The following is a 22561-nucleotide window of genomic DNA, read 5'->3' as shown; positions in this document are numbered from 1 at the left end:
GGATTGCTCGGTGATAGAAACAAAACAAAAAGAACGCCTCCGCCGTTTGAGTGAATGCATCAAACGCTCAGGAAGAATTCACCTTAAAGAAGCGGCCAGAATACTTGAAGTCTCTGAAATGACGATTCGCCGTGACCTTAATGCCGATACCGAAGGCCCTATCCCGATGTCGTTACTTGGCGGCTATATCGTTTCTGTTACTCAGCCATCCTCACTGACCTCAAAAGATCCACAAGCCGATATCTTTACCCCCGACCAAACTGAAGAGCTGTATATTCCTAACTTAGCGGCTAGCATGGTGTCAGAAGACGATGTGATCTTTTTCGATAATGGTATCGAAATGGCGACACTAATCTCCTTAATTCCTGAAGATATCAGCTTTACAGGCATTTGTTATTCTCATAACGTTTTTCTGGCATTAAGTCAGAAAAAAAATGCGACTGCTCTGCTATGTGGCGGAGAATATCGTCCAAAAAGTGATTCCTTTTATAATCCTACTCAGCCATCCATCCTTGATTCCATAAACCCCAAAAAAGCGTTTATCTCAGCGGCGGGTATACACAGTACCTATGGTGTCACGTGCTATAACTTAGATGATTTGCCCATGAAGAAAAAAGCGATGGAAAAATCGATCCGTAAAATCTTACTAGCAACATACAACTTGTTTGATGAGGTAGCGACGGCGAATATGGGCGCTCTCTCGCAATTTGATGTGATTATCACGAATCGCCCACTCTCTGACGAGTATGAAACCTATTGCCGCAATGGATTTGTGAAGGTTATTTACTAACTTTGCGACTCTCTATTGCTTATGTCGCTTTTAGCGACTGTCGTCGACCCGCCATTTTTGCGAGTCGACATCATCGATATTTTGTAGATGACTTACTCATTAAATTTTAATCGTTAAATAATCCGATGCCATCTCTGTATTAGGGAAAATAGCCTGACATTCTGCCAACAACATCGGCACATCTTCAGCGCTATAACGTCCACTAATGTGAGTTGCAATAAAACGTTTTACGTTGGCCGCTTGCGCAACCAATGCCGCTTGCCCTGTCGTACAATGGCCGCGCTCATTGGCTTTTTCTTGATACGCATTTTCTAACGTCGTTTCATGCACCATCACATCGGCATCTTTTGCAAGCAATACCGCCTGCTCTGTTGGCGCCGTATCACCAAAAAGCGCTATCACCTTACCGGGTTTGGGTTCCCCCAAATAGTCAGCCCCCTTTATTGTACGCCCATCTTCTAATTGGGCCGTTTCACCAGCTTTCAAAGCTTGCATCCATGGTCCGCGGGGAATGTTATCTTGAGCGAGTTTTTCTGTATTCAATGCGCCTTTTTTCGCATGTTCTTCAATACGATAGCCATAACATTCAACACGATGATTTAACGCGTATGCAGTCACAATCAACTCGCCATCATCAAACAGTTGTCCAGCCTCTATCTCAACAATGTCTAACGGATAAGTTAAATACGAGCCACTTATGGTGAGCGCCGTTTCAACATACTGTTTTAACCCTTTCGGACCGTATAAGGTTAACAAGTCTGTCGATCCTCCCATTGAACGGCTGCATAACAACCCTGGCAAACCGAAAATATGATCCCCATGCAGATGAGTAATAAAAATTTTCTCAATTCTTGGCGCCTTAAATACGCTATTAAGAATACGGTGTTGGGTACCCTCACCACAATCAAACAGCCAATATGTCTTACGAATACCCGTTAAATTTAATAGCATACTGGTGACATTGCGCTCTTTTGTCGGCACTCCAGCACTGGTGCCAAGAAAAGTTAACTCCATAATTTAATTCCTTATACTTAATGACTTTATTATTTTTATAAAAATGATATCTAAACATATCGCTAACGATTTCATTAAGTTAACAGATTCTCTTAATGATTTTTCACTTTATCCCAATCCAATCCGAAGCGAGCCAAATATTTACGCAGCCTATCTGCATCATTTGGTTGCTTTTTCTGTAGTCTCGAGACAGAAAACAACATTCGGCCAGCCTCCGATAAACTCGATGAGCGATAACATACCTCCAACACGGTAGCTAACTGCGGCTGCTCGAACAGATCGATTTCACCTATTTCCGGCGGGAGAGCATGCGTTGTTTTCGTTCCCCATAGCGATTTCAAGCGTATAATTTCTTCATCGACAACCTCTTTTGTGATACGCCCACGCTCTGCGAAAGTCGCCATACGGTTAATGGAGGCGCCCAATTCTCGGAAATTCCCTCGCCATAATGCCGAGGGGGAATTGGCAAATTTCAAATACAACTGTCGAGCTTCACGATCAAAACGAATTTGGCTTTGTGCTTCCCGACTGAATTTTATCAATTCATAATCTATGTTTGGTTCAATATCTTCACGACGATCCGCTAAACCTGGTAGCGTGAAAGTCCACATATTAATACGTGCAAATAAATCTTCGCGAAACTTCCCCTCTTCCACCCATTGCGCAAGGTTGCGGTGGGTTCCCGCAATAAGCTGAAAATCACTCTCAACTTCCTCATCAGAACCGTACGGAAAAAAACTTTTCTCTTCGATCGCTTTCAATAACATCGCTTGTTCATCAAGCCCTAATTCGGCGATTTCATCTAAAAACAAAATACCGCCATCCGCTTCCTTGAGTAAGCCGCGACGGGGATTGATAGCACCGGTAAATGCGCCTTTGATATGTCCAAATAACGTTGACATCGCATTATCACCACGCAAAGTCGCACAGTTGACCTCAACGAAACGCCCTTTTACGTGATGACGACTTTCACGTAATTGGTAAATACGCCGAGCCAAAAAAGACTTTCCTGCTCCCGTTGGACCATTCAATAAGATGGGGGCTTTAGAGCGTAATGCCACCCGTTCGATTTGTGCAATCATGGCATTAAATTTGGCATTACGCGTCGCGATACCCGATTTCAAAAAAGAAACCTGAGCTTGCTGTTCTTTCTGAAATCGATTAGTGATATCCGTATAGCGGCTTAGGTCAAGGTCAATAATCGTATAAATACCCGCTGGATTTTTCTCTCCTCCCGCCTGTGATGGTGAGGTTTGTAATAATTTAGCGGGTAGGTAATGAGCTTCTGTTAGCAGAAACCAACAAATCTGTACCACGTGAGTACCTGTCGTGATATGAACCAAATACTCTTCTTTCTCTGTGTCAAAATGGTAGTTTGCAGAAAAATCTAAGAGTGAGGTATACACTTCTTCGAAATCCCACGGATCCGCAATATCAATTTCGCGCAAAATCACTTCAGTCTGTGGCGATGCTTGCTCAATATCCTCTTTAACACGATGTGCCATCGTATAGTCATTCACCTGATGAATTAACTCAAAACGATGAATATTCAAATCCGCTTGCTGACATAACCCAACCGTTGGTCGCCACTTCGTCCAGCGATTCGCTCTTTTGCCTCGTCGGTCAAGAACGGTACCCAACACGCCAATAACTACTTTACGTTTTCCACTCATATAATTTATATAATTTTATAAAAGACGATAAAAAAAGATAATAAATAGCATAGGTCATTTTGTGTTAAAAAAATATCCAAACCTCACGCTTAATATAAAAATATTTATATATCATGATGATACAAATACTTTTCAATCAAAATAAAAAGTTGGCACGCTTATCGCAATATTAACCCTATCCGCTGCCGGAAATTGTCAGAACTACGGTTCTACCCGTGCAGACATGGTGACTCAATGATGTCACTACATGGTCTGTATGCTGCCGCCAGTAAGATAATAACTTCATGATAGTTAAACCTGTTCCTTCCAAGAACACATACTGACATACGTTATCTTTGTCATTAAGCAAGCACCAGCATCCGAGCGTTTTATCGGGTAACGGGCAGAAATTTAGACAACCCTTTGGTGGTGCTCTACCTTTCCCCCCGCGACTTCATCTCTCTCTCCGATGATGGTTAATTTGAATCATAAAAGGACACATAATGAAAAAAATAACAGTGGCACAAGGACAAATCGCATTAACCGAAAAAAACGGTAATTTTCAGCATATTTTGATGGCAGGTGAACATAAAATTCATGACTGGTTTAATAAAGTGGCAGTCACCTTATACACACTCAATCATGAGCCTATTGATGAAAAATTAGCGGAGCATTTACGCCAGTATCACCCTGAATGGGTTGCAGAATATTGCATAGATATTAATTTATTAGACAACGAAATCGCTTTTTTATATCTGCATAATAATCTGAGCGAAATTTTAGCGCCAGCAACACGCCGCTTATATTGGAAAGTCTCGGACACCTTGCGTGTCGAGACTCAACAAACGGGAGAAATTGTCATCCCACAAATGCTAATGAACCGTTTAAATACCAAAAAACGTATTCAAGGCAGAGAGCTTACTTTACTTGTGCAGATTCCTGCATGGCATGTAGGCGTATTAAAAATTGATGGTGTCGTGGAGACACTTTTATCGCCTGGCAAATATGGCTATTGGTGTATTGAACACACGCCAGAAGTGGAAGTGATTGATACGCGTTTACTTGCACTGGATGTTAGCGGACAAGAAATTCTGACCAAAGATAAGGTCACGTTGCGTATCAATTTGTCTGCCAACTGGCGCTATAGCGATATTTTACTCGCATACGCAAAATTAAGTCAGCCTGTTGATTATTTATATCGTGAACTGCAATTTGCACTACGAGAAATCATTGGTACACGTTCATTAGATGAGTTACTGGAAAACAAACAACTCATCGATGAATTGATGCTACAGCAGATCACACACTGTGTGACGGAATTCGGCTTAACCGTCGAGAGTATCGGGGTAAAAGACATCATTTTACCGGGCGATATGCGAACAATTTTATCGCAAGTCGTCGAAGCAGAAAAAGCGGCTCAAGCGAACGTGATCCGCCGCCGCGAAGAAACGGCCGCAACACGTTCACTACTTAATACGGCAAAAGTGATGGAAAATAATCCTATCGCATTGCGTTTAAAAGAACTCGAAACATTAGAAAGCATCGCGCACCGTATCGACCAGATTTCCGTTTATGGTGGATTAGATCAGGTATTAAACGGACTGGTAAAAATTAAGGAATAAATAATGGTTAGTAATCATGTAAACAACATCATTTTGGAAAACAGTGCCCCTGTCAAAATGTGGACTCACGGAGTCCCCGTTGACCCAAAAGCAATCACACAATTACAAAACACGGCGAAAATGCCATTTATCTTTAAACATTTAGCTGTAATGCCGGATGTACATGTTGGAAAAGGTTCAACTATCGGTAGTGTTATCCCAACGAAAGGGGCCATTATCCCTGCTGCCGTGGGTGTCGATATTGGCTGCGGAATGATAGCGGTACGTACATCACTAACGGCTGCTGACCTCCCCGATAACTTACAGAATATTCGTTTTGCCATTGAAGCTGCGGTACCACATGGGCGAACCACCCAGCGGCACGGTCGTGATAAAGGTGCATGGCATCAAGTTCCTCAGATTGTTGATCAACATTGGGCGCATCTGGATGAAGAATTTAAACGTTTATGTGATAAGTACCCCAAACTACGCGCGACTAACCATTACAAGCATTTAGGAACATTGGGAACGGGTAATCACTTTATTGAGCTGTGTTTGGATGAACAAAATCGCGTGTGGGTGATGTTACATAGCGGATCGCGTGGAGTGGGTAATGCGATTGGTAACCTGTTTATCTCTTTAGCGCAAAAAGATATGCAGCAACATATTGCCAATCTACCAGATCGTGACTTGGCTTATTTTAAGGAAAGCAGTCAACACTTTAATGATTACATGAACGCTGTGGGTTGGGCACAAGATTTCGCTCGTCATAACCGCGAAGTGATGATGCACCGCGTATTAGAAGCTCTTTCAAAAGAAATTACGAAGCCTTTTACGACACAGCAAGAAGCCGTTAACTGCCACCATAACTATGTGCAGAAAGAACAACATTTTGGTGAAGAAATTCTGGTTACACGCAAAGGCGCAGTGTCCGCACAAAAGGGGCAAATGGGGATTATTCCTGGATCAATGGGAGCGAAAAGCTTCATTGTACGTGGATTAGGTAATGAAGAAAGTTTCTGTTCTTGTAGCCACGGTGCTGGCCGTGTGATGAGTCGCACTGAAGCCAAAAAGCGTTACTCCGTGACTGACCAAAAAATAGCAACTGCCCATGTTGAATGTCGAAAAGATAGTGATGTGATTGATGAAATTCCTATGGCATACAAGGATATTGATGCTGTGATGGCAGCGCAATCCTCATTAGTAGAAATCGTACATACACTACGCCAAGTTGTGTGTGTTAAAGGATAGGAGGCTTAATGGAACATGACAGCATAACGCCATTAATGCAGGATCGAATACGACAAACATTAACACAGATAGAAAAAACGCAACGAATAAAAATACTTTACGCTTGTGAATCAGGAAGTCGCGGATGGGGCTTTGCCTCACGCGACAGCGATTATGATGTCAGATTTATCTATGTTCATCAATTAGATTGGTATTTAACACTTGATAGAAAGCGTGACGTGATTGAAAGACCTATCGATGATGAACTGGATGTGGCCGGTTGGGAATTATCAAAAGCCTTAAAACTAATGCGTAATTCTAACCCTGCGTTAATTGAATGGCTACATTCGCCTATTGTTTACCAAAAAGACGCGCTATTTATGCAGCAATGTGAACAATTAGCCTCAAAATTCTATTCGCCATTGAAAGCGCGTTACCACTATTTATCTATCGCAAAACGTAACTGGCGAGAAGACTTTAAAGAGGAAACAATACGACTAAAGAAATACTTTTATATATTAAGAGCGGTGCTGGCATTACGTTGGATTGAGCACTCAAAAATGATGCCGCCCATGGCATTTTCACAGTTAGTGCAAGCGACGGTGACAGACCATGCGGTGCTAGCTGAAATTGAGCAGTTATTGGTAATGAAACAACATGCTGATGAAAGCCGATATGGTCCACATCGATCAGCTATCGATAGATTGATAACTGAAACGATTGAAAAATCAGAAAAACTCAATCTTCCTGAGCCTTATTACCGTGATAGTCATTTATTGGATGATTTTTTACAAAAAACCATCTTAGCAAATGATATAAAATGGCGGTAACCTTTTAAATAGCGGCAAAATCAACTTGCCGCTATTTTTCCCCTATCACTCTGCCCATCAATGTTATAATCTGCCCATCCAATGAGTAAATCGAGTAACAGATGACCCGCACACAACGCTTATTGACTTTATTGCAAATATTAAAAGAAAGCCGCTACCCAATTACGGCGGAGTCTCTGGCTTGCCAATTACAAATTAGCATTAGGTCGATATACCGTGATATTGATGAATTACGCAGCCAAGGTGCAGAAATAACAGGCGAAACAGGGATTGGTTATCAATTAAAATCAGGGTTATTACTGCCTCCTTTAATGTTCGATGAAAATGAACTCGAAGCACTGACACTCGGTTTACGTTGGGTACAAAATAATGCCGATGACGAACTGAAATTATCGGCAATACGCACACTTGATAAAATCAATTCAATAGTTAAACCGAATTCAAAAAGCATTCTCAATCAAACAACCTTATTTGCGCCAACAACCCAAGTGACGGCTATTGATAATGTGATGGCAAAAAATCTAAGGCGTAGCTTACGAAAAGAAATAAAAGCGCAAATTGAATATCAAGACGGAAGTGGACAGTTAAGTCACAGGGTTATCTGGCCGATCGCGATTGGCTATATGAAAGAAACCCAAGTGCTTGCTGCTTGGTGTGAACTAAGGCAAAGCTATCGCCATTTTCGTTTAGATAGGATCCAATCCTATACCGCACTTGATGATAAATATCCCTACCCGAAACATTATTTATTTGAACAATGGAAAAAAGAAGTGCTGTGCATGACTACTGACAAAATCTGACAGTAACCTACCTTATGATGGCATCTCTACTTAATCATAAGGAACAATTCATGAGCTCACTAACTCTGTACACAAACTCCATGTCACGCGGAAATACTGTCGACCTTTTATTTAAATTATTAGCAGTGCCTTATAAGCGAGTTGAGCTTAATTATGGCGAACAAATGCATACGGCTGAATATCTTGCACTTAATCCGATGGGAAAGGTACCTACGTTAGTTGATGGTGACAATGTTATTACAGAAACCGCGGCCATTTGTGTTTATTTGGCAGATAAGTTTATCGAAAAAGGGTTAGCTCCCGCATTGAATTCCCCACAACGTGCCATTTATTACCGCTGGTTCTTTTTTACAGCAGGGCCAATTGAAGCTGCATTTACAGCCCATATGACAGGATTAGTACTCGATGAAGAACAGCAAAAAATGTCAGGTTTTGGTTCACTCAAACGCGTTATGGACTGTTTAGCTACAGGAATTGCAGATGCGTCCCCTTATATTTGTGGAGAACAATTAACTGCCATCGATGTATATGTGGGGTCTTTCCTATTATTCTTACAAAAACAGAGCATTATTGAGCTAACTGACAGTATGGAGCACTATTTAAAAACGCTAAAATCTCACCAAGAATTTGCCGAAAGAATGACACAATAAAATGACCTACCATTGGCCATCCTGACAGATGGCCATATATTTATAGGCGATTAAACTTAACGCCAATTCGCATTTTTCATAATAGAAAACTTTCCTGCTCCCATCAATGCAAGCGCAATCGAACCCACAAAGAAATACACAATACTTTCAATTGCCCATGCACCTGTTCTATCCAGCAAGAATGTCTTATCTAGACCGACCATTAACCAAGCAATAAACATTGTAAAGGCAACAAGTAATGCTGACGGACGAGTTAATATCCCTAAAATAATAAAAATAGGTGCGACAACTTCACCTAAAATAGTGCCATAGGCAATGTACTCAGGTAAGCCATATGAGGCAAGCATAACCTTAATGCCACTGGCCCCTGTTAATAATTTACTCATGCCGTGAAATAGCATTAATCCACCAATCGTCATACGCAATAATAATTTTCCAGCATCATCATGTGCCAGTAAGCGATTAATAAACCCCATCATCTGCACGTCCTCAAGTAATAATATTTATCATAACGACTGACTATGACCGACTTAAAACGAATATTAAAAAAGACTTGTATATTTAATTGTTATATTAGTATCGTGTTTATTCAAAATTGTTACTAATACTTTCGGGGTATAAGAAAGGGGATTCCCCACTAATTTAGATATAACTAAAACAAATTCAAGGTGATAGTTTTTACTCGTTATTATTAAATTAAAACTTGAACGACCTATTTGGATTATCAAAATAAGAGACAGCTCATCCTATTATTAACACTAAAATATGCCTTTATTAAACATGGCTGATTATTATTAATAAATATTTATATTTACGTTTTCTATCAATATAAAGCAGAATGATTTAATTTATCAATAAGATATTACAGTGATATAATTTTATTGCTATTTGATTATTAACATGTAATTTTATTATCTAAATAGGGATATGCATGTTAATTAACCATCATCAAGGTCGCATCTCATTTATACGAGGCATAAATATGAAAAATAATGCATCTCACTTCTCTCATTCATATATACACCAATTAAAATTATCTAAAATTATGAGTTACTTGCAATCCATTAACATCCCTTTTTCATATAGGTCAAAAGTAATATTTAATAAATTTAAGCTATTAAAAATAACAGAAGTTGCACCTATTCAAGTTTATAATGAATTTTTACACTTAATTGCCCATGAAACTAAAGATCCGCAATGGTGTGCAAAGGCAGGTATTTCAAGAACTCATGATTGCTATTCGCCAATAAGTGAACTTTTCATGTCTGCTAAAACTTTGCATGAAGCCTTAATTGAGCTTAATAAATACACTGACTTGTTCCAAGGGAAGACTCATACCAGTATTGTTATTGAAAATAAAAAAGTATTTGTTAACTATGAAGTCAGTATATTTAAACCTGATTACTATAAGTTTGACATCGAATATACTTTATTTAGATTAGTTAGCCAATTAAGGGAACGGCTTGGAAAAAATTGGATACCCGATTCGTTCCACTTTCAATATAGCTTAAGTAAAAAAGACAAGGAAAATCTAAAGAAAATTATCCCAACTCGTTATGAAGATAATGCTAGGTTTAATGGTATATCATTTGATGAACATTGGCTAAATGATAATTTAAACCAAAAAACGCCAGATGAAACTTTCATATTTTTCATGAAAAATCACTTAGATAAACTTAAACACTCAAGTTGCATGCCTGATTCAATGAGTATCAAAGTTCAAAATATTATTTATCAATATATTTTGGTGGAGAAAGATCTTTCATTGTCATGGGTGGCCTCAAAATTGTATATCTCCCCTAGGACATTACAACGTAAACTCGCTAAAGAAAGTATCAATTACTCTGATATCCTAGACAAAATCCGCTGTGATATCTCTATTGATAAACTTACTGAAGAAAATATTAGAATCGATAGCCTAGCAGAATTACTAGGCTATACCGATAGCGCTGCATTTTCAAAAGCATTCAAGCGATGGACAGGTTACCCGCCACTCCAATACATTAAGAAGAATAACAATCACAAAGCATGATGATTATAGTCATCAAGCCTTTTATTGATCTTTTTCATATGCGCACCAATTGGGATGCTAAACCATTGTTCATCTGTATAGCCAATGGCGAACCCTGTGTTTCTCATTAATTTAAAATCTAACACTAAAATAATCGCAACATCGACAGCCAATTCTCTAAATCCAAGCAAATAAACATCATCTTTAATTTTCAGATATGTTGCTTGGTCACAATCACATTCACCATGCCTGACTCCCCCATAAATATGGTAAGCGTACCATTGGCTATTAATATAAATATGCTCAACTGCCGTGCTATCACTATACTCATTAAGAATATGCAAACCAAGTAGATCACGAGTTTCTGTCGGTGCAGCAGTATATAAATTATCGCCAATGATCTTTCCGAGATGATAGTTTTGCTCAAACCTAGGCGTTATTTTTTTACTTGGTTGATATTGAGAACTCAATAAAATCACATTACTATTGTTAAGGTCTAAAACTAAAATGGAATGTGCAAAATCGATATTTCCTTTTGATAGTTCAATTAAAAATACGTTCTCTGCGACTTCAGTCAAATCGCTAATCTTTTGGTTTTTGCTATCGATATAATCACTCAAAAAAACACTATTCGTCATGATCCTATCACGCTCATCAATACGGAAATAGAAGTTTTCATTATTTAAATACAAGTTAAATTCAACATTAATGATTTTATAACTCCTCTTTATTCTATTTATTTTTAATTCTTTAGCGAAAGCATCAAATGATGTATCTGAAACTATCTGATCAGCCATATTATCACCTATTGTATGAATTAAAATGAATGAATGTTTATTTCAAGAAAAGATTTGTTATTCATCAGCTTTCTAACCGGTAAAGTTTCTATAATATAATCACTTACATTCGCATTCGCTAATTTCATCATTAGCTCATCATGTATGATATCGATATAAACCCCACTACTATTCTTACTTTTAACATATTTTGTTGTAACTCTGATCCTTGGCGAACTGTTATCTTTTAATATTGTATCAATGTATTTTTTAGCACTCGTAAAGCTATCATATAAATCTAAATTGAATTGAAAGCATTGATAATCAATTGGATTATCAATGTTTAATTGATGGTTTTTCACAAAGCCATCGATTTCAATTAAAAAGCTATCAACTGCCATACCATCACAATATGTGATATTAATATTGCAATTAATAGAAGATGGGCTGTTAGTATACTTCGCTAGCTCATCTTTGATGAGTGATATTGCATCCTGATAAGCAATATCACTACGGAGATAAACATTTAATAAAAAAATATCATCTATTGAATAATCTAGTTCAACTATCGAATTATAAATCTTATTAATAATAACACTAACCTGCTCCTCTAAGGTATCACAGATATAATAAGGTGTTACCGTATTGTCAGAAACAACTAATGCTTCAGTACCAGTAATATAAAGTAGTTCTTCATGAATTAAAGAACGACTCACATCCATATCCATATTATAGAATGGTAAACACCGTACCTGTGTTTTTTTGCATGAAAAAACAAATTCAATTGAAACTAAGACATCATCAAGATTAAAGTGAGGTAATTTAATAATTGTCCCGACTGGCTTTTTATCCCCATATCCTTTAGATATTTCCTTACTGACTTTATGAAATTGATTAATTGCATAAATAGGGTCCACTTGACCACTTTTTATAGCAATAGTATGTTTTAACATATCAGAATAATGAATGCCCATTTTAAATAGCTCATTATTCACATCGAGGATAATTTCTTTTAATTGTGTATCAAAGTCACCTTGAGAATAGGATGAGTGCCACCCAATAATAACGCAGTCATTCGTTTTTAATATATTCATTCTTGACCACCTGATTAATAAATTAAGTTAGGGCTAAAAACATCATTGAAATATTAAAAAAGGCTTATTTAACGGCTGACACTATAAACCAAGTTTAATGGCTTGATGATTTATCAAATTTTCTTGCAATTCTTTTAATTCTTTAGGAATGGTTTGCTGCTGAATAAATGAAATAAAAGGATCTATCACTTGTGTAGTGATACCACTTAATCCTTCAAGTGCTGCTAACGCACAAAAAGGGACATAATGTTCCGAATATCCACCTTCATGTATAGCCACGACTCTGCCATGACAAATATCTTGTGCTAAAGCAACAACACACTCCATCATTTCTCGATAACTTTGACTATGAAGCTGCATATGTCCAAGAGGATCAAAGGTATTCGCGTCATATCCGCTGCCAACAATAATGACATCGGGCTTATACATCAATAGTGATGGGATCACAATTGTTCTTAATGCATACAAATATTCATCATGCCCACATCCCGGTAATAATGGAATATTAATATTAAAGCCAAGCCCTTCACGGCTTCCTTGCTCCTCTATCGTACCTGAGTGAATAGGAAAGCAGTTATCTTGATGCAGAGATATAGTAAGGACTCTATTATCGTTATAAAAAATAGCCTGCGTACCGTTTCCATGATGAACATCCCAATCTAATATCGCCACCTTTTTAGCTGAACAATGTTCTAGTGCATACTTAGCAGCAATACTACTGTTTGCAAGATAAGTCGCCCCCATCGCGCTATCCGCTAATGCATGATGCCCTGCGGGTACACATGCTGCATAAGCTCTATTTAAAGACCCCTCCATAACATGATGTACAGCGGCCTTGGCTTGACCTGCGGACAGTAGTGCGATTTGGTAACTACCGGGACCAAATGGAGCTTGTAATCCCAGTTCCCCGCCTTCATTCTCACTAAGCTCAATAAAGTTATTTAAATACTCCTTAGTATGAACAAGCGCAGCATCGTGATAAGTAATTGGGGGCGCGCTATAAGAAAATAAAAATTCATTTATTCCGCTAACGTCAATTAATGATTTAAAACGACGAATACAACTTGCAGAACTGGCACCAAATTCATTAACCGCAAAAGGTTGCATCCAATTCATCTGATTATAAGCTAACGGGGGAGCTTTATGGTTTTTCCCCCATAAACAATATTCATGATAAAAAAAGCCTGTTTTAATCGTGGAGTCTTTAATATTACAATGCATACTATCCCCTTAATTAATTACTCGATATTGCCAGTGATAGCAACAAACTGATTTATTTCTATTTATTGCTTATAGACCATTTTTCCATGACAAATAGTTGCTATAACACTCGTTTCTCCGATTTGATGACTCGGAATAGTAAATATATCGTGACTCAATATTTGTAGATCTGCCCATTTTCCGATTTCTATAGAGCCTCGTTCATATTCAAGGTATTCCTGTTTAGCACCATTTATAGTGTACATACGAATAGCATCTTCAATATGACAAGCTAATTCGGGCTGATAAATTTGGTTATTTTTCGCTTTTCTTGTAAGTGTAAATTCAAGACCTTTTAACCAATTGAAAGGAAAACAACATGCATCTGAACCCGCTGCAACGACGACGCCTTCATTAATGTAAGCTTGCCAGTTAAATAAATTAGAATTATATGTATCAGGCATAATTTGCTTAATATTATCGATAATGCTATACCCAGCAATAGGTTGACAAGATAATAAAATATTATTTTTTGCCATTGTTTTCGCATTATCGATAGTGAGGTCATCACCGTGAATAATAAAGTGCCGTAAATCTTTATTCGGCATTATCTCTTCAGCATAAGCAAAGGCCTCTATTGCAGCATCAATAGTTTTTCCACCTATAGCATGAATACCAACCTGCCAACCTAAACGATGTAACTCAACAATCGTTCTTTTTAGCTCAGTAATTTGTTCTTCAACGGTATCACCCTGAAAAGTTAATTCACCGTGATAATGGTTATGGCTTTTCCGAATACAAGGAGAGCTATCACCAAATAATTTTATAGTATTTATTTTTAGCCAAGATTTATTAATATTCGTTGGTAATTCAAACTCTTCGATACCCGCGATAATATGTTTAAAACTGTGAATCCCATCCTTAGCTGCAAATAGGTTTACACTAACGCGTGTCAATAATTTATTTTCATCATAAAGCTCTTTATAGAGCCGAATAATCCTCGAGCTCCATGCACCATGAAATAAATTATCACCACCGGGTCCTAGAATATCTGTATAACTGGTTATTCCATTTTTTAATAAATGACTCTGGATGAGTAAAATGTAGTTTTTCAGAGCCTCATCAGATAGCTGAGGTAAGTATTTTCCAACAAGATTCATCGCCCCCCACTCGGAGATAATCCCTGTCGGCTCACCTTTTTTATCTACGCCAATACGACCGACCTCTTTAGGTAAATCGATTAACTCTTTCCCTAATCCCACTAAGTCGATAACATTTTTATTGACAATTAGGTTATGTAAACTGAAGTCACTGAACGTAGCAAGTTTTCCCTCCGTTTTTTTTGTTAGATAGTGACTATCCACAATAACGTTGTCTTGATTATCATCGATTAATTCAAAGGGGCATCCAATGCCGTATATCCATTCCTTATTGTTATTCATGAACACATGCGCATCTAGTTTGCTATCAAATTCATTTTTCCCTTTGCTTTCAAATAAATCCAAAAAATCACCTGAAATTAACATGCCTGTATGTGTGGCATGAATATGAGCATCATTTGCAGCAGGTAAAACAAGTTTCTTGTTTGCATCAATAACCTGAGTTTGTACACCGATTTTCTGACTAATATCATCGTTGCTGCCAACATCAATAATACGTCCTTGTGAAACAGCAATGGCTTCTGCAAATGAAAATAAGCTATCAACCGTAGCCACTTTAGCGTTAATAATGACTAAATCTGCTTCTTGATTCATTATAAACACCTTAGCTAGGAATATAGTTTAGTGGATAATTTAATGCATTTAAGGAAATAATATTCGCTCCCGCCGGAATATTAATCATGACATTTGTATCAGATATATTTCCCCAACCTTTCCCAGTTGTTGTTTTATTATCCAAGTCATAAACAAAGACAAATGATAGGTCGATTAATAATTCTCGCCAAGTCACGATATAAGTCGAGTCATCAAACTTATAATAGCTCGCTTGGTCACATCCACCATCCCCCTTTCTTATTCCATTAATCACATTATAACAATACCAATGTGAGTTAATATAAATATGCTCATACACCGTCGGTGAGGAGTTCGAGTAGCAATATAACGCACGTGTGCCAATCAAATCACTAGTGACAAATGGATACTCACAACGATCAATTTGATTATTTCCTGTTAACACGACTGCTGGTGTAAAATATTGATGATAGTGAGAAGCTAATTTCAAGGCGATGGGCTTATTTTTATCAGGCAAACTCGTTGGTTGATACTGAGTCAGAATAAATAAAGCTTTATTAGATTTAAAATCTACCGTAATAGATAACGTAATTTCAGTATTTTCAGGGAATAATAAATCAATAAAGTACAGGTCATTCCTAACCTCAACCACTTCATAATTAGCGACACTAGGAATAAAAATGCCTTGATGTTTAAAACCTTCAACAGTGCATGTTTTATGGTCAAAAAAGAGCTCAATAATCGAATTCTCAGTTTTGAATTCAATACCAGTCAAATCAAGTTTTTGACTTTGAGGCAAGCGATTATGGGCAAGTTCACTATAGACAACTTCTGATTTTAATTTGGCATCTTCGGTGAACGTTTCATTCACCATTTCTTCAGAAAGCTGCCATAATTTTTGTGCAAACTCCTCATCCAATACCCATGGAATAACACCCGTTCCCTGCCGAGTATCATCATTGATTTGAGAATAGTTGCAATGTTCTAAAAGCACCCCGCCTTTATTAGCAAATTCGGGATGACACAACGCCATAATCTGTGTTGCAACTCCCGCTTGGAGTGATTTTACAGGCACTTTATTCGTATCTTGCTTCTCGGCTAATTCATTAAAATCATCATGCTGTAAATGCATATGAAGATGAGTATCCAGAATAATACCGGGAGCAACCGCAAAAGCACGAACATTATAATTTTTCCAACGCCTATCAAATTCGAGTGCGAATAACACATTAGCTGATTTAGATTGGCCATATGCAGTCCAACGACTATAAGCTCGATAAGTAAAATTCGGATCCTTTAGATCCACATTACTTAACCGGTGAGCTCCCGATGTCATGACAACAACTCTTGCACCCTTTAATAAACATGGTGTTAGTTTATTTATGAGCAAAAAATGCCCGAGATGATTAATCGCGAATTGTTGTTCAAACCCATCGACTGTTGTTTGAAAATCTGTTGCCATTATGCCCGCATTAGCCAGTACCCCATCTAGTTTTAATGCTTCTAAGAGAAACGCTTTTGTAAAACGCTGTTCTGGTCTAATTCAAATAGACACTTCAATTTGAGACACTAGAAGTTGTCTGACTTGGAGTGATTATGAATCAGAAACGTAAATATAATAGCTACACCAAAGAATTCAAACAAGAAGCTGTTGCCTTGGTGACGGAGCAAGGTTACAGCGTGGTTGAAGCGGCTCAGGCCGTAGGTGTTAATCCCAACCAAATTTATGCTTGGAAAAAGCATTTTGAAGACCAAGCCAGCGGTGTTGCTCTATCTGATGATGAGCGTGCTGAGCTACGCAAACTACGCGCTGAAAACAAGCGTTTGCGCATGGAGAAAGAAATATTAAAAAAGGCTTCGGCCTTCTTCGCCAAGGAAATGAAATAAACTTTAAGTTTATTCACCAAGCACGGCAAGAAGGCTACCCAGTAGGCTTAAGTTGTAAGACGCTTGGGCTTAGTCGTTCAGGCTACTATGCATGGGATAAACGCCCAGCACAGCTCATTACTGAGGATACACTGATGTTGTATCGCACAGCTAAGCAACTTTTTAAAGACAGCCGTGAAAGCTTGGGTAGCCGTGAATTAATGAAAAAACTGAATCAGCATGGCTTCGCTATTGGTCGTTATAAAACGCGTTCCATCATGCAAAGGCTTAACCTTGTCGTTAGGCAGCGCGTAGCTTACAAGGTAACAACACAGCGCGATAAACGTCATTTGGCTGCGCCGAATTTAGTCAGTATGGACTTTAACCCAGAACGGCCCAACCAAGTATGGGCGGGTGATATTACCTACTTAAAAACGGCACAGGGCTGGATGTATTTAAGCGTGGTCATGGATCTTTATTCGCGGCGTATTGTTGGCTGGTCGATCAGTAAACGCATGACGACAGACTTAGTTTTAAAGTCATTGCAACAAGCTTATTGGCTAAGAAAGCACCCTAAGGGAGTTATCTTCCATAGCGACCGCGGTTCGCAATACACCAGTAAAAAGCTAAGGAAAGCCTTAGTCAGAATGGGTATAAAGCAATCAATGGGCGACACAGGCGCTTGCTGGGATAATGCAGTAGTTGAACGCTTCTTTGGAAGCTTAAAGCATGACTGGATATTAAAAGTCCATCACGCAACTTACGAAGAAATGGTTGCGGATGTTACGGCTTACATGAAGTATTATAACGTAAAAAGGCTTCATACAGCTAACGGGGATGTGAGCCCTGTTGAGTATGAAAATTATCAATTAAAAGTGTCCACTTGGACTTGACCAGTACACGCCTAACATCATTCAGAGATGATAAATCGAGTAACTTAATATCAAATAATGTCTTATCAAACTGCAAAGAAAGCTCTTCAATAAGTTGTTGTCTTTTTTCTTCTGTTCTTACCGTCAGAACCACATATCCTTCATGACTTAATATTGCTTTAGCCGACTCCTTACCTAAACCTGAGTTTGCTCCTGTAATTAAATATTTTTTACCCTTAAGTGACACACCATTTAATACTTCACTCCATGTCGTATATACATGATAATTATTTAAGTTATTTACCATCGTTATCCCTTATATTTATTATTTTTAAAAATTATCTTCACAATAATTACCATCGATATAACTAGTAATATTAAATTTAGTAAGAACATGCTAGAAAAGCTGACCCTTTCAATAAGCATACCACTCATCATAGGGCCTAAAGCGATACCTAACCCTAACGTTAATGACGTAAGATTCATCACATTACCATCCACTTCATATTCAGCGGCAATACTCATCGTGAACGGTAATATCAACGTCCATATATATTTAAAAACATAGCAACTAACAATGACAAATAGCGTATTAACATTTAAATACATTGCAAGTACTGAGGCGATGAGAAAAATAAAGCTGGTGACAAAAACTAAATTGACTTTTTTACTGAATAGAATCGATGTTCCTGCACCTAATATCCCTATCATGCTAGCTGAACCTAAGATATTGTAGATTGTTGATAGCTCCACATTGATTGCTTTAAGATATCCACCAATAAATGTCCAAACACCTGCAATCACAACATTGAATAAAAAGATAGCAAACAAACAAAAATACATTTCACTTTTAAAAACACTTTTACTGGCAACACCTTGTGTTTTCTCTTTAAAAATCTTTTCTTCTTTCATCCGCCAAATAGAATCTATCCCCTTTGTCAGGGGTAACACACAGACGAGTAATATTGATATAAAAATATATGCCGATATTATTCCGTAAGTATCAAGAAAAATGGGGAGAATAAAAAGACCTAAACTGCCTAAGACGATTTGGCTGAATAAAGAGATACTGAATGCACGATATGCGTTTGGTAACAATGCCATACAGGAGTTAGTAATGATAAATATTGTCGACCCAAAGATGGCGACTAGAATTCTGATCCCAATATAGAGATTAAAATTATCTTTAATGAAAAAACCTGAAGCAATATTCAATACTGAAACTAATAAAATCATGACGATATAGATATGGTACCAATTTATCTTTGTTTTTAACCAAAAAAAGGCTAGCACATTGGCTAACATCCCAGTTAAAATTTCTATCATATAGATAAAACCAACTTTTTCTGGGGAGAAACCAAGTTCCTTATCCATTTGTAACGTAATTAACGGAGCCCATAAAAACATCATTGGAATAAAAATTCCGCCGATAATAGGTGCAAGATAGATTTTCCATGTTGATAATGGCATTTTTTGAGACTTTATAGAACCGACAGATTCACTCATATCACCCTCTCTTATTTTCCATTTTCAATCATATAAATATAAATCAATAATTTTTTTAATAGCTAAACATGACAACTTTTTGTTTTATTACGCCACTTTTTTAATATCCCCATGAATTATATAAGATTAAACTTCATAAATATTAACCCCTGCGTTTAACTAAAAATAAAAAACGCACCAAAAATATTTTTTCGCTTAAAAAACAAAATACAATGACAATTCACAACCATATTATCTAGGCACTAAAAAAATGACGATATAAAAAACCACATTAATAATGTCAAAGCAAACTCAATAACTATTTAACCGTTTAATTTTAAATAACCTCACTTTAAATACGTAAATACACCATTTTCAGATTGCCTAATATTTATCACAAAATATAACTATTATGGGCTTAGTCCTGAACTACGTTTTTGCCCTTTTATTATTTATAAAAAATAAAAATCAATTAATTTACTCAATCAATATTGAGGTATAAAGAATGGCTAATTCAATTATTAAACATACTAAAAAGCTGTTGGCATTAGAGATATTTTCGATATTAACTGCAAGCTGTTACATTCCTACCATCAATGCGTCTCCCCTTTTTGACGATGCAACATTAAAAGGTGGAATCTATTATTGGCAAAGGGATAGAACAAGAAAAGAGTTAAATCCAAGTAGTGATAAATATGGTGAGTATACTGATAACCTAAGACACTCCTCATTAAATGCGGCATTGGACTTTTCCTCTGGTTATCTTAACGACTTTATTGGTTTCGATTTTGCTGGATTTACTGCTATTGAATTATCGGATGGTGGCCCTGCCGCTCCTAACGAAATTGGTTTTAGTGATGCTAAAAATGTTTGGGATGAAAAATGGACCGGTGATCGTAGTGGGTTTACGTTTACAACCGCAGCAACTAAATTAAAAATGGGCCCGTTTTGGGCTAAAGCAGGTTATATACAACCGAGTGGACAAACTTTATTAACACCGAACTGGAGTTTCTTACCAGGAACATATCGCGGCTTAGAAGTTGGGGCTGAATTCGATACTGACGCTAGCGGTAAATTTAATATTTCATACATGTGGACAGATGAGTATAAGGCGCCATGGTATCGAGAGATGGCGGATTATCGTGAAGCAGATGCAACCACGACGATTGATTATTTACACTCCCTAGGCGTCAAATATGATGCCAAAAATAAATTGGTATTAGAGGGCGCTTTCGGTCAGTCAGAAGGCTATATGGATCAATACTTCGCTAAAATCTCCTATGCATTCCCACTTGCGGAACGTGATTTAAGAGTTTCGTATCAGTTTTATGGTGCACAAGATAAAGATAATAGTGGCGGGGTTAACGATGTCTATGACGGTTTAGCATGGCTACAGGCATTTACCTTAGGCTATACCTATGATTCTCTAGACTTTAAGGTAGAAGGAACGATGGTCCATTCACCAGGCCGACAAGGATACTTTTTATCACGCATGACATCTGCCTATAGCTCATCGAATGGTCGTTTAGATATATGGTGGGATGGCCGCTCAGACTTTAACGCTGATAATGAAAAAGCATTATTTGCGGGGGTCACCTATGATTTATCCAATTGGGATCTGGCAGGTTGGAAAATTGGAACCTCTTATATCCATGCTTGGGATGCAAAACCAAGTAGCAATCCAATTTATGATCAAAGCCAACGTATCAGAGAAAGTGCATGGAATGTTGATATAGGCTATACCATTCAGTCAGGGAAAGCGAAAGATACCTCATTCAAATTACATTACACCCGCTTTGATAATCATAGTGATATTCCAAGCTGGGGAGGTGGATTTAATAACATCTTCCAAGATGAAAGGGATATTAAGTTTATTGTAATGGCGCCATTTACGATTTTCTAATTAGCACGCACATTTTAACTTTTCTCCCTTTTGAGCGCGCGAGTTCTCTCAAAAATGCGCATTGCCTCATCTAAAATACCGGCCATCACTATATGGTCGGTATTTCCCCATTCTTATCACTATTCTCTATACCTTAAAACAGGCTATTATTTTCTCCGTTCACGACTGTTCAAACAAAAGTAGCTAATGCGTGAAAAATAGATAATGATATTTAAATCTCAGGCGAACCCGAGCTATTATGCGAAATATTCTTCTTCATCGAATTGATCATATACAGCGTGATGTTTTAGCTATTGGTACCGATTATCAACCTAATGTACTGCTAAATTCACATGTTCATAGACGTGCGCAGTTTTTATACGGTGCAACAGGTCTCATCGAGGTTAGCACCCGTGATGGTGAGTGGGTCATCCCTCCTGACTGCGGTGTATGGATCCCTGAAAACACACCACATGAAACGAGAATGCTAAATGTGAGTACGCGCAGTCTCTATATCGAACCACATGCGGCACCACGACAACCGCATAAATGTGAAGTACTACGTGTTTCTCCTTTATTACGTCAGCTATTACTCGAAGCCGTCGACATCCCGCTTGAGTACGATCTCCATGGCCGTGATGGTATTTTGATCCAGTTGATCTTACATGAGATTTCACGTGCAGAGCCTTTACCTTTTTTTGCACCCGTTCCTCAAGATCCCCATTTAGCAAAGTTGTGCCTAGCATTCCTACAAGATCCGAAAATCACCTCATTACCTCATGAATGGGCAAAACAATTACACAAAAGTGAGCGTTCATTTAGTCGCTTTTTTGTGTCTCAAACGGGTCTCTCTTTCTCTGAATGGCGTCAACAGGCTTGCTTGCTTAGAGCCATGACTGATATTTCAGCCGATAAATCAATTACTGAGGTTGCTTTTGGCTTAGGTTATAACAGTGCGGGGGCTTTTTCAGCCATGTTTAAAAAATGGCTAGGGCAAACGCCCTCAGATTTTATTCAACATATAGGCAAATCCACGCGGGTTGGTTGAGCCGTAGGTTAACGCCAATTTGGGGAT

Annotated in this window: 20 protein-coding genes; 10 read left to right on the top strand and 10 right to left on the bottom strand. The window is 37.9% G+C overall.

Annotation, left to right across the window (positions count from 1 at the left end; genetic code table 11):
- The first annotated feature begins 10 nt into the window (after nucleotides 1-10).
- Entirely contained in the window at nucleotides 11-790 is a 780-nt protein-coding gene (gene deoR, locus M1F03_RS02455; RefSeq protein WP_251465014.1) for a DNA-binding transcriptional repressor DeoR, read from the top strand.
- 99 nt (nucleotides 791-889) lie between these two features.
- Here the strand turns inward: deoR and rnz are convergent, their stop codons facing one another.
- Entirely contained in the window at nucleotides 890-1804 is a 915-nt protein-coding gene (gene rnz / locus M1F03_RS02450; RefSeq protein WP_251465012.1) for a ribonuclease Z, read from the bottom strand.
- A gap of 92 nt (nucleotides 1805-1896) precedes the next feature.
- On the bottom strand, nucleotides 1897-3477 hold the full coding sequence (gene rtcR, locus M1F03_RS02445) for an RNA repair transcriptional activator RtcR (protein ID WP_196713994.1): 1581 nt from the start codon (nucleotides 3475-3477) through the stop codon (nucleotides 1897-1899).
- A 482-nt stretch (nucleotides 3478-3959) separates the two neighbouring features.
- Here rtcR and M1F03_RS02440 point away from each other — a divergent pair, with 482 nt between their 5' ends.
- The 5 genes from M1F03_RS02440 to M1F03_RS02420 all read left to right on the top strand — a co-directional run bounded on the left by M1F03_RS02440 (nucleotide 3960) and on the right by M1F03_RS02420 (nucleotide 8567).
- Nucleotides 3960-5078, top strand: a complete 1119-nt coding sequence (locus tag M1F03_RS02440) for a slipin family protein (RefSeq protein ID WP_251465010.1) — start codon at nucleotides 3960-3962, stop codon at nucleotides 5076-5078.
- A gap of 3 nt (nucleotides 5079-5081) precedes the next feature.
- A complete protein-coding gene (locus M1F03_RS02435) occupies nucleotides 5082-6308 on the top strand; it encodes an RtcB family protein (protein WP_318840074.1) in 1227 nt (408 codons plus the stop codon).
- Between the two features lie 8 nt (nucleotides 6309-6316).
- Complete coding sequence (locus M1F03_RS02430; RefSeq protein ID WP_251465007.1) at nucleotides 6317-7117, top strand: DNA polymerase beta superfamily protein; 801 nt, start codon at nucleotides 6317-6319, stop codon at nucleotides 7115-7117.
- 101 nt (nucleotides 7118-7218) lie between these two features.
- Nucleotides 7219-7917 (top strand): helix-turn-helix transcriptional regulator, encoded by a 699-nt coding sequence (locus tag M1F03_RS02425; protein WP_154622991.1) that lies wholly within the window; start codon nucleotides 7219-7221, stop codon nucleotides 7915-7917.
- A gap of 50 nt (nucleotides 7918-7967) precedes the next feature.
- On the top strand, nucleotides 7968-8567 hold the full coding sequence (locus M1F03_RS02420; RefSeq protein WP_163860616.1) for a glutathione S-transferase family protein: 600 nt from the start codon (nucleotides 7968-7970) through the stop codon (nucleotides 8565-8567).
- A gap of 56 nt (nucleotides 8568-8623) precedes the next feature.
- Here the strand turns inward: M1F03_RS02420 and M1F03_RS02415 are convergent, their stop codons facing one another.
- The gene (locus tag M1F03_RS02415) at nucleotides 8624-9046 is read right to left on the bottom strand and encodes a DoxX family protein (protein ID WP_154622989.1); all 423 of its coding nucleotides are present in this window, start codon (nucleotides 9044-9046) and stop codon (nucleotides 8624-8626) included.
- Nucleotides 9047-9549: 503 nt separating this feature from the next.
- On the opposite strand from M1F03_RS02415, the gene M1F03_RS02410 reads away from it, so the two are divergent.
- Nucleotides 9550-10599 (top strand): AraC family transcriptional regulator, encoded by a 1050-nt coding sequence (locus M1F03_RS02410; protein ID WP_154635540.1) that lies wholly within the window; start codon nucleotides 9550-9552, stop codon nucleotides 10597-10599.
- On the opposite strand, the gene M1F03_RS02405 is transcribed toward M1F03_RS02410, so the two are convergent.
- The 5 genes from M1F03_RS02405 to M1F03_RS02385 all read right to left on the bottom strand — a co-directional run bounded on the left by M1F03_RS02405 (nucleotide 10587) and on the right by M1F03_RS02385 (nucleotide 16924).
- Nucleotides 10587-11375 carry a MoaF C-terminal domain-containing protein gene (locus tag M1F03_RS02405; protein WP_154635539.1) on the bottom strand — a complete coding sequence of 263 codons (789 nt, stop codon included), beginning with the start codon at nucleotides 11373-11375 and terminating at the stop codon, nucleotides 10587-10589. The genes M1F03_RS02410 and M1F03_RS02405 overlap by 13 nt on opposite strands.
- 20 nt (nucleotides 11376-11395) lie before the next feature.
- Complete coding sequence (locus tag M1F03_RS02400) at nucleotides 11396-12448, bottom strand: RidA family protein (RefSeq protein ID WP_251465005.1); 1053 nt, start codon at nucleotides 12446-12448, stop codon at nucleotides 11396-11398.
- An 81-nt stretch (nucleotides 12449-12529) separates the two neighbouring features.
- Nucleotides 12530-13669: a class II histone deacetylase gene (locus M1F03_RS02395; protein ID WP_154624238.1), complete on the bottom strand. Its 1140-nt coding sequence runs from the start codon at nucleotides 13667-13669 to the stop codon at nucleotides 12530-12532.
- 62 nt (nucleotides 13670-13731) lie between these two features.
- The gene (locus tag M1F03_RS02390; protein WP_251465003.1) at nucleotides 13732-15402 is read right to left on the bottom strand and encodes an amidohydrolase; all 1671 of its coding nucleotides are present in this window, start codon (nucleotides 15400-15402) and stop codon (nucleotides 13732-13734) included.
- A 10-nt stretch (nucleotides 15403-15412) separates the two neighbouring features.
- Nucleotides 15413-16924, bottom strand: a complete 1512-nt coding sequence (locus M1F03_RS02385; RefSeq protein ID WP_318840128.1) for an SDR family NAD(P)-dependent oxidoreductase — start codon at nucleotides 16922-16924, stop codon at nucleotides 15413-15415.
- 53 nt (nucleotides 16925-16977) lie between these two features.
- Here M1F03_RS02385 and M1F03_RS02380 point away from each other — a divergent pair.
- Nucleotides 16978-18140, top strand: a protein-coding gene (locus tag M1F03_RS02380; protein WP_130574490.1) for an IS3 family transposase whose coding sequence is annotated in 2 segments (ribosomal slippage) — nucleotides 16978-17242 and nucleotides 17242-18140 — 1164 coding nt in all. Because the reading frame shifts where the segments join, the coding sequence is not laid out codon by codon here.
- Here M1F03_RS02380 and M1F03_RS02375 read toward each other — a convergent pair.
- Together M1F03_RS02375 and M1F03_RS02370 are read right to left on the bottom strand one after the other, a co-directional pair.
- Nucleotides 18076-18426, bottom strand: coding sequence for an SDR family NAD(P)-dependent oxidoreductase (locus M1F03_RS02375; RefSeq protein WP_318840073.1), 351 nt, complete (start codon nucleotides 18424-18426; stop codon nucleotides 18076-18078). The genes M1F03_RS02380 and M1F03_RS02375 overlap by 65 nt on opposite strands.
- A 2-nt stretch (nucleotides 18427-18428) precedes the next feature.
- Complete coding sequence (locus M1F03_RS02370; RefSeq protein ID WP_154635536.1) at nucleotides 18429-19625, bottom strand: MFS transporter; 1197 nt, start codon at nucleotides 19623-19625, stop codon at nucleotides 18429-18431.
- A 484-nt stretch (nucleotides 19626-20109) separates the two neighbouring features.
- Between M1F03_RS02370 and chiP the strand changes: the two genes are divergently transcribed.
- Both chiP and M1F03_RS02360 read left to right on the top strand, forming a co-directional pair.
- Nucleotides 20110-21507, top strand: a complete 1398-nt coding sequence (gene chiP, locus M1F03_RS02365; protein WP_154623380.1) for a chitoporin ChiP — start codon at nucleotides 20110-20112, stop codon at nucleotides 21505-21507.
- A gap of 238 nt (nucleotides 21508-21745) precedes the next feature.
- Entirely contained in the window at nucleotides 21746-22534 is a 789-nt protein-coding gene (locus M1F03_RS02360) for an AraC family transcriptional regulator (protein WP_251465000.1), read from the top strand.
- Nucleotides 22535-22561 lie beyond the last annotated feature (27 nt).

Origin of the sequence: Providencia sp. PROV080 (genome assembly GCF_033688105.1) — a bacterium.
Lineage (GTDB): Bacteria > Pseudomonadota > Gammaproteobacteria > Enterobacterales > Enterobacteriaceae > Providencia > Providencia zhejiangensis.
This window is presented reverse-complemented; position numbering and strand designations above follow the sequence as displayed.

Coding starts and splice junctions, on each gene's coding strand:
- rnz (WP_251465012.1), bottom strand. CDS start 1,804: ATGGAGTTAACTTTTCTTGGCACCAGTGCTGGAGTGCCGACAAAAGAG.
- rtcR (WP_196713994.1), bottom strand. CDS start 3,477: ATGAGTGGAAAACGTAAAGTAGTTATTGGCGTGTTGGGTACCGTTCTT.
- M1F03_RS02440 (WP_251465010.1), top strand. CDS start 3,960: ATGAAAAAAATAACAGTGGCACAAGGACAAATCGCATTAACCGAAAAA.
- M1F03_RS02435 (WP_318840074.1), top strand. CDS start 5,082: ATGGTTAGTAATCATGTAAACAACATCATTTTGGAAAACAGTGCCCCT.
- M1F03_RS02430 (WP_251465007.1), top strand. CDS start 6,317: ATGGAACATGACAGCATAACGCCATTAATGCAGGATCGAATACGACAA.
- M1F03_RS02425 (WP_154622991.1), top strand. CDS start 7,219: ATGACCCGCACACAACGCTTATTGACTTTATTGCAAATATTAAAAGAA.
- M1F03_RS02420 (WP_163860616.1), top strand. CDS start 7,968: ATGAGCTCACTAACTCTGTACACAAACTCCATGTCACGCGGAAATACT.
- M1F03_RS02415 (WP_154622989.1), bottom strand. CDS start 9,046: ATGATGGGGTTTATTAATCGCTTACTGGCACATGATGATGCTGGAAAA.
- M1F03_RS02410 (WP_154635540.1), top strand. CDS start 9,550: ATGAAAAATAATGCATCTCACTTCTCTCATTCATATATACACCAATTA.
- M1F03_RS02405 (WP_154635539.1), bottom strand. CDS start 11,375: ATGGCTGATCAGATAGTTTCAGATACATCATTTGATGCTTTCGCTAAA.
- M1F03_RS02400 (WP_251465005.1), bottom strand. CDS start 12,448: ATGAATATATTAAAAACGAATGACTGCGTTATTATTGGGTGGCACTCA.
- M1F03_RS02395 (WP_154624238.1), bottom strand. CDS start 13,669: ATGCATTGTAATATTAAAGACTCCACGATTAAAACAGGCTTTTTTTAT.
- M1F03_RS02390 (WP_251465003.1), bottom strand. CDS start 15,402: ATGAATCAAGAAGCAGATTTAGTCATTATTAACGCTAAAGTGGCTACG.
- M1F03_RS02375 (WP_318840073.1), bottom strand. CDS start 18,426: ATGGTAAATAACTTAAATAATTATCATGTATATACGACATGGAGTGAA.
- M1F03_RS02370 (WP_154635536.1), bottom strand. CDS start 19,625: ATGAGTGAATCTGTCGGTTCTATAAAGTCTCAAAAAATGCCATTATCA.
- chiP (WP_154623380.1), top strand. CDS start 20,110: ATGGCTAATTCAATTATTAAACATACTAAAAAGCTGTTGGCATTAGAG.
- M1F03_RS02360 (WP_251465000.1), top strand. CDS start 21,746: ATGCGAAATATTCTTCTTCATCGAATTGATCATATACAGCGTGATGTT.